The sequence below is a fragment of the Fredinandcohnia quinoae genome, assembly GCF_022427965.1.
Taxonomy (GTDB): Bacteria; Bacillota; Bacilli; order Bacillales; family Bacillaceae_L; genus Ferdinandcohnia; species Ferdinandcohnia quinoae.
The window spans coordinates 24,461-31,726 of sequence record NZ_JAKTTI010000044.1 but is presented as its reverse complement, the minus strand read 5'-3'; the positions used below and the strand labels follow the sequence as shown (position 1 = coordinate 31,726).

General features: G+C 35.5%; 6 protein-coding genes. 3 read left to right on the top strand and 3 right to left on the bottom strand.

What is annotated here, in order from left to right:
- Nucleotides 1–98: 98 nt before the first annotated feature.
- Complete coding sequence (locus MJG50_RS19585; protein WP_240257461.1) at nucleotides 99–1,400, bottom strand: methyl-accepting chemotaxis protein; 1,302 nt, start codon at nucleotides 1,398–1,400, stop codon at nucleotides 99–101.
- A gap of 172 nt (nucleotides 1,401–1,572) precedes the next feature.
- On the opposite strand from MJG50_RS19585, the gene nhaC reads away from it, so the two are divergent.
- The 3 genes from nhaC (at nucleotide 1,573) to MJG50_RS19570 (ending at nucleotide 5,205) form a co-directional block, all read left to right on the top strand.
- Nucleotides 1,573–2,940 carry a Na+/H+ antiporter NhaC gene (gene nhaC / locus MJG50_RS19580; RefSeq protein ID WP_240257460.1) on the top strand — a complete coding sequence of 456 codons (1,368 nt, stop codon included), beginning with the start codon at nucleotides 1,573–1,575 and terminating at the stop codon, nucleotides 2,938–2,940.
- A gap of 112 nt (nucleotides 2,941–3,052) precedes the next feature.
- Nucleotides 3,053–4,213 (top strand): DEAD/DEAH box helicase, encoded by a 1,161-nt coding sequence (locus tag MJG50_RS19575; RefSeq protein WP_240257459.1) that lies wholly within the window; start codon nucleotides 3,053–3,055, stop codon nucleotides 4,211–4,213.
- Between the two features lie 131 nt (nucleotides 4,214–4,344).
- Nucleotides 4,345–5,205: a YitT family protein gene (locus MJG50_RS19570; protein WP_240257458.1), complete on the top strand. Its 861-nt coding sequence runs from the start codon at nucleotides 4,345–4,347 to the stop codon at nucleotides 5,203–5,205.
- A gap of 47 nt (nucleotides 5,206–5,252) precedes the next feature.
- Here the strand turns inward: MJG50_RS19570 and MJG50_RS19565 are convergent, their stop codons facing one another.
- Both MJG50_RS19565 and MJG50_RS19560 read right to left on the bottom strand, forming a co-directional pair.
- Entirely contained in the window at nucleotides 5,253–5,906 is a 654-nt protein-coding gene (locus MJG50_RS19565) for a response regulator (protein WP_240257457.1), read from the bottom strand.
- Between the two features lie 16 nt (nucleotides 5,907–5,922).
- Nucleotides 5,923–7,095 (bottom strand): sensor histidine kinase, encoded by a 1,173-nt coding sequence (locus tag MJG50_RS19560; protein WP_240257456.1) that lies wholly within the window; start codon nucleotides 7,093–7,095, stop codon nucleotides 5,923–5,925.
- Between the last annotated feature and the right edge of the window lie 171 nt (nucleotides 7,096–7,266).

Here is a 7,266-nt window from a genome sequence, read left to right as displayed (position 1 = left end):
TGAAAAAAAACTGTAGGCAAACTCGAAAATCTTCGAGTTTGTCTACAGTCTGAAGCTACCCATTTAATTAAAGTGGGTAGCTTATTGTTTTATCTTGATTAAAACTCAGAAATTGTAACACTTAGCTCTTCCGCTGAGGTAGATAGCTTTGTTGCAGCTTGGTTAATTTCTATTAATAGCTGTGATAACGATGCGATATCATGCTCAATGCTTTTACTATTTTCTTTGCTTTGAACACTTGCTTCAAGAATATTTTCGAATACAATTCCTGTTTCTTCAATTTCTTTATTTCCTGATACAACTTTTTCATCAATTGTATTAATTTGAGAAATGACACCACTAATTTGATCAATTGTTGTATCAACTAATGTCGTGATATTTGCTGAAGAACTCTTTGTTTGCTCTGCTAGTTTTCTAACCTCGTCAGCAACAACAGCAAAGCCTTTCCCATGTTCACCAGCGCGAGCTGCCTCAATTGCAGCATTTAGTGCTAGCAGATTTGTTTGGTCAGCAATTCCAGTAATGACATTAACGATATTTCCAATTTGGGTCGATGTTTTCTCGAGTGCATCAATAGTAGCTGTAATTTGATTCACTTTATCCTTAAGCTCTGTCATATTATGAACGACACGGTTTAATTGTTCTTTTCCTAATTTTGAGCGTTCTTCCATTTGAACTGAGGTTTCAACACTTGTTTCAGCATTTTTAGAAATAATTGAGGATTGATGAACGATTTGATCAACAGATGCACCTGTCTCTTCAGACATGGCAGCAAGGTTTTCAACAAAGTCTCCCACGTATTCTTTCAAATTCTTTTTAGCCTCTAGTTCCTTCGATTTTAAAATTGCCTCATTTGTTTTTTGCATGGAAGAGAGCACGAGCTGCATTTCAAGGTCGAATATTTTTGACAAAGCGATCATAACACGGAATAAGTCATGCTCATTCAATGACAGATCTTCTTTTACAACACTCATAAATTTGACCATTATATACTTATAAACTGAAATAAACCAATGAATTTCAACACCAGTTTTTACATAGATTTGCCCTAATGAGGTTCTTCTTTGAATATATTCCTCATCAACTTTGCCGCTTAGCATTGAAAATATATATTGTTCACTCATTTCCCGAGAAATCCCAATCTGCGTTGTATCAGTAATTTTTCTGATTCCTACATGTTTAAACTTCAATGCTTCTTCATAAATAGCAGTCAAATGGTTAGAAATGATTGGAGAAATCCCTTTTAATATTGCTAAATCCTCTATTGTAAGCCCAATTAAATCTAATTGTAATTTAAAGTCAGGGTCAGCAGGAATTTGAAGTATGACGTTATCCTTTTCATTTTCAATTAGTTGTTGAAGTGAATAAAATGTATCTTGCTTTTTTTTACTGAAAATCACAAAAATCTCTCCCCGTAATTCATAGTTGTACATGTTCTATATCGGATAAACTGGAAGGATTGTTAAATTGTAGATATTGACAAATGGATAAGTATACGTTACTTTTATTATACTAAAATACTTTATCGCTTAAAAGCGTTTAAGTGAAGAAGTTTATTATGGAGGCAAACTCATGCAGCAACGATTAACTAGAATAGAAGCACTTTGTCTAACAATCCTCCTATTACTTATAATAGGTATGTCAATTATTTATTTTCAAACCCCTCCACATGGACCAATCTTTATATGCTTAACAATCCTAATTTTGTTCAGCTATATAAAAAAGTTTCCTTGGAAGGAAACTGAAAAAGGAATAATTGAAGGCATTCGGTACGGCATTATACCGATTATTATTTTTATTTTAATTGGTATATTAATAAGTGTTTGGGTTGCAAGCGGCACGATTCCAACCCTTATTGCATATGGATTTAAAATTATTTCTAAGGATTACTTTTTAATTACGGTATTTGTGTTAACTGCGATTGTTGGAACAAGCATCGGAAGTGCTTTTACGACTGCAGCAACACTCGGTGTAGCTTTTATTGGGATTGGCGGAGTTTTCGGCTTTCCGCTGCCATTGATAGCTGGTGCGGTGATTTCAGGAGCATTTTTTGGTGATAAAATGTCGCCATTATCAGATACTACGAATCTAGCATCTGCAGTAGCGAAGGTTGATTTATTTGAACATATTCGACATATGATGTGGACTACGATTCCTGCATTTTTTATCACATTAATCATTTACTGGATACTAGGGGCCAGATTTGAAATTGAAGAACTCTCTAATATGAATGGCTTTTTAATGGATTTACAAAATAACACTTTTATTCATTGGGTAACATTGTTGCCTATTGTGATACTATTTGTTTTGGCATTCATCCGGTTCTCTGCAATTCCAACACTACTGCTAGGAATTTTATCTGGAATTATATTAATCATTCTGTTTCAACCAGGAATATCAGTTTCAGAGCTTTTTTCAATTATCCAAGATGGATACAAAATAGATACAGGGAATGAACAGTTAAATTCATTATTGAACCGCGGCGGTATACAAAGTATGATGTGGTCAGTTTCGTTAATTTTACTGTCATTAAGTATGGGTGGATTGCTAACTAAGCTTGGAGTTATCGCAAAATTATTAGAAATGATGGAAAGTCTCCTTGTGACAACCGGGCGTTTGATAGCGACTACCACAGTTTCCGCATTATCAATTAATGTTTTACTAGGAGAACAATATTTATCAATTATTCTATCGGGAAATGTGTTTTCGAAAAAGTATGATCAACTTGGTGTAAATCGGAAAAATCTTTCCCGTTCATTAGAAGATGGCGGTACACTTATTAACCCGTTAATTCCTTGGGGCGTGAGCGGGGTGTTTTTAACAAGTGTACTAGGTGTGGCAACACTTGATTACTTGCCCTATGCCTTTTTCTGTCTAATTTGCCCAGTCATTTCAATTGTCTTTGGCTTTGCTGGAATCGGATTAGCGAAAGAGAAATAGGCGACTACGCATTCATGTGCGTAGTTTTTTTGTACTTAAAGCAAATATAGTTTAGAATAAGATGAATCTAAGGATTATCGAAAAGTTCGTATTAAAAGGAAGGTACATACATATGGCAAATTGGTCAACATTAGAAACGATGAAGCCCTCATTACAAGAGGTGTGGAAGGAATCAGGTTTTCAAGCTCCAACTAGTATACAAGAACGTGCAATTCCTCTAATTCTTGAGGGGAAGGATGTTATATGCGAATCACCAACTGGTACTGGTAAAACACTTACTTATTTATTTCCAGTTTTAGAAAAACTAGATGAATCGAAAAATGGGGTTCAAGCTGTTATTTTAGCTCCATCTCGAGAACTTGTGATGCAAATCAATGATGAAGTTCGAAAATGGACAAAGGGAACAAAAATAGTTAGCGCCTCCTTTATAGGTGGAGCCAATGTTAAAAAACAGGTAGAAAAGCTCAAAGAAAAGCCTCAAATTGTGATTGGGACTACTGGAAGAATTGTTGAGTTAATCAAAATAAAGAAATTGAAAATGCATGAAGTAAAAATGGTTGTTGTTGATGAGGCTGATCAATTAGTCTCCCATGAACATATTAACAATGTACAAGCGATTATTAAATCAACATTAAAGGATCGTCAAGTATTATTTATTTCAGCAACGATCACTCCTGATTCTGAAAAGACAGCAAAAACAATTATGAATGATCCTCAAATCATTAGAGTGAAAGAGGAAATAAGTCAGTCGAACACTGAACATATTTATTTTCCTTGTGAACAACGGGATAAAATTGATGTTCTTCGCAAAATCATGTATACAGAACCGACCCGTGTTCTAGCTTTTATAAGTAATTTGGAAAAATTATCAGAGATTGAAGCGAAGCTTGCGTATAATAATCTTGAATTTGCAGTGTTAGCGGGTGAGGCGAACAAGCAGGAGCGTAAGGAATCGATGAAAAAATTCCGAGCAGGGAAGATTCCTCTTTTATTAACGACAGATGTAGCGGCACGGGGACTAGATATTCCAGAAGTATCGCATGTGATACATTTTGATTTTCCAAAAACAACTACCCAGTATCTCCACCGTTCAGGTCGAACAGGGAGAATGGGAAAAGCGGGGACTGTTATTTCAATCGTTAACTCCCGCGAAGAAAGCTTTTTACGTAAGATGGGACATGATCTAGGAATTACTTTTACAAAGAAACGGCTACATGGTGGGAAAATTGTTGATGTAACAGAAGAGAGGAAAACACAACGAAAAAAGGGGTAGAGCCCCCTGATCCTTATAATAATGAATATAAAAATGAGGCTGATTTTCTGTACTTTGAGAATATCAGCCTCACTTTATTTTTTTATGTTAAAATACTTAAGTTATTATAGTATGAAAGGGTAGGGTTATAAATGACAAAGCATACAGCTCAGAGAAAGCTACTTATGGAGTACGTTTCGGTTATTTTCGGTTCAGCATTAGTCGGTCTATCTTATAATATTTTTCTTTTACCTGCTAGACTTGCAGCAGGAGGCGTTTCAGGGATCAGTACAATCTTATATGAATTATTCCAATTTAATCCAGCTTATGTCCAATGGTTGATTAATATTCCGCTGTTTTTTATCGGTCTTATCATTCTTGGGAAGGATTTTAGTTTGAAGACGATAGTAGGTATCTTCTTTGTACCTTTTACAATTTGGCTTAGTGCAGATATCCCGTTTAAAATAGATAATCCTTTGCTTTCGGCAATCTATGGGGGAATCCTATTGGGCGTTGGGCTTGGAATTGTATATCGGGGGAAAGGATCAACTGGTGGATTAGCAACAGTTGCCCAAATCCTTAAAAAGTTCACTGGACTATCAAGTGGTTATTCCCAATTAATTGTTGATGCCTTTGTTGTGGTAAGTTCTGCAATCGTATTTAACTTGGAACTAGCTTTATATGCAATGATGGCTATTTATGTGACGAGCAAAGTGATTGACTTTGTTCAGCTGCAAACTTCACCATCAAAGCTTGTTCTCATTATTACAGAACAGGAAGAAAATATTCAGACTATCATTAAGGATGAAATAGACAGGGGTCTAACAAAAATACGTTCGATCGGTGGTTTTTCTAATAAGGAAAAAACGATGATTTTATGTGTTGTTGAACAACAGGAAGCGATCTATTTGAAAAAGGTGCTCCAAGAACAAGAACCTACTTCCTTTGTCGTATTCCTTAACGCCTCCGATATCCTTGGGCGTGGTTTTTCATTATCTAAACTTCATGGCTAAAATAAGAAGCTAGAAAACCATCAGTAAAATGACTGATGGTTTTCTAATTATTTAATGAGTCCTTCCTGTTGTGCTTTTTGTGCGGCTTGGAAGCGGTCTTTTACATCTAGCTTGTGATAGATGCTTGAAATATAGTTTTTCACGGTTCCTTCTGATAAGAAGAGTCTTTCAGCAATTTGTTTGTTACCAAGACCGTAGGATAGACATTCAAGTACTTGCTCTTCACGCTCAGTTAGATCGTATTTTGAAGGAGTTTCTTGTCTGCTTGAATCCTCACCTTGATTGATTTGCTGAACAAGCAATTTTGCCAAATCCTGTGGTAAAAGAGTGCCGCCTTTATGAATAAGCTTAATTCCAGAAATTAAATCCTTCGGATGAATGGCTTTAAGTAAATAGCCCTCTGCTCCAATTGAAAGAGCATCAATAACATGATTAATTTCCTGAAAGGTTGTTAAAATAATGACTTTTGTATGGGGCCAACGTTGTTTGATTACCTTTGTTGCTGCAATGCCATCCATTTCCGGCATATTAATATCCATTAATACGATATTCGGTTCTTGTTCCTCGCAAATGGTAATTGCCTGAATTCCATTTTCGGCTAAACCAATCACATCAATTTCAGGGTCCATATCAAGTACAATTGATAAGCTCTCGCGAATCAGCTCTTGATCATCAACTAATAAAAGTTTAATTTCATTCATCTTCCCTCGTCGCCTCCTAAATGGGGAGAGCTATCTTAAGTGTCACACCTTGAGATTCCCCACTCGTAATTTCTATTTTTCCATGAAGATCTTCAATCCGTTCCTTCATTGTTTTAAGCCCAAAACCGGGTTCGTATGATCCTAATGGATGCCCGTTATTTTTAATTAGTAAGCTAAGCTCATGACTGCGGATGATATATTCAATTGAAATCTCTGTCGCATCACCATGTCGCTTCGCATTTGTTAATGCCTCTTGCAAGCAACGAATGAGTACTAATTTACTATTTTTTGAGACAGAGGTTTCGTTACCATTCACATGGAAAGTCACAACAGTGTTTGTATGCACTTGAAAATCAGAAGCAATTTGTTTTAGTAGAATGGATAGTAATTCTTCATTTTCAGATGGTGCAATCTGATGAATATTACGCCGAATTTCATCCAATCCCTTTCGTGAAACATCTGCAAGACGATTTATTTTTTCCTTCGCTTTTTCTATATCAGAATCGATTAGATAGGAGACGGCATCTAGTCCAACTGTAACAGATGTGAAGTGATGACCAATTGTATCATGCAATTCCCCAGCAACTCGATTACGTTCCTGTAAAAGAGTTACATTCTCAACTTGTTTTGCATATTGCTGTAAAACTCTATTTTGTTCAACAATTAATCTATATTGTGTTCGGTTTTCTTCTAGCATTCTTGTAGTTCGTTGCTGTGATTGAACGACATAATGAAAGCTTGCACCAAATCCTAGAAATATGAAGATCTCAGTATATTGCATAAAGTAGGTAACCTTATCCATTGACCAAAGAAGAGGTAATGGTAATAATACAATAAAAATGGGATATGTCCACTTAGCTGTTTGTTTTGTGGATAGGTAACCATTCATTAGTAATGACATGAGAATCAAGGAGGATCCAAGTTCAATTTCTACTATCGTATTAAAATAAAACAGTGCTGTACCAATTAAGATGATTTCTGATAAAGGGTAGAGGATTGTGTGCAGGTAACCAGGGCGCCAAAACAGATGTGGAACAAGATAGCAAACAATTAAAATACCGATAAATCGCATATCCTCTGAATTCATATTTGTTCCATTTTCGACAATAAAATTTAATAATACCGTTATATACCAACAGAGCCTAAGGAAAAAAATAAACCAATCCGTCCAAACCCACTCTCTTTTCATAAAAAACACCCCATATACAAGTATTACACTTATTCTTACCTTATATTACAAGATGAAAGTCATTTCTGATAGCATAAATTGTCATAAAAATAAGTAGAAATCTTATGACTCATTTCACTTGGTCATATGACTTTTTCTACGTAACATTGGAGACATAAGAAAACTGAAAGG

Bases quoted from the DNA above. Each gene is read 5' to 3' on its own strand.
- nhaC (WP_240257460.1), top strand. From the start codon at position 1,573: ATGCAGCAACGATTAACTAGAATAGAAGCACTTTGTCTAACAATCCTC.
- MJG50_RS19575 (WP_240257459.1), top strand. From the start codon at position 3,053: ATGGCAAATTGGTCAACATTAGAAACGATGAAGCCCTCATTACAAGAG.
- MJG50_RS19570 (WP_240257458.1), top strand. From the start codon at position 4,345: ATGACAAAGCATACAGCTCAGAGAAAGCTACTTATGGAGTACGTTTCG.
- MJG50_RS19565 (WP_240257457.1), bottom strand. From the start codon at position 5,906: ATGAATGAAATTAAACTTTTATTAGTTGATGATCAAGAGCTGATTCGC.
- MJG50_RS19560 (WP_240257456.1), bottom strand. From the start codon at position 7,095: ATGAAAAGAGAGTGGGTTTGGACGGATTGGTTTATTTTTTTCCTTAGG.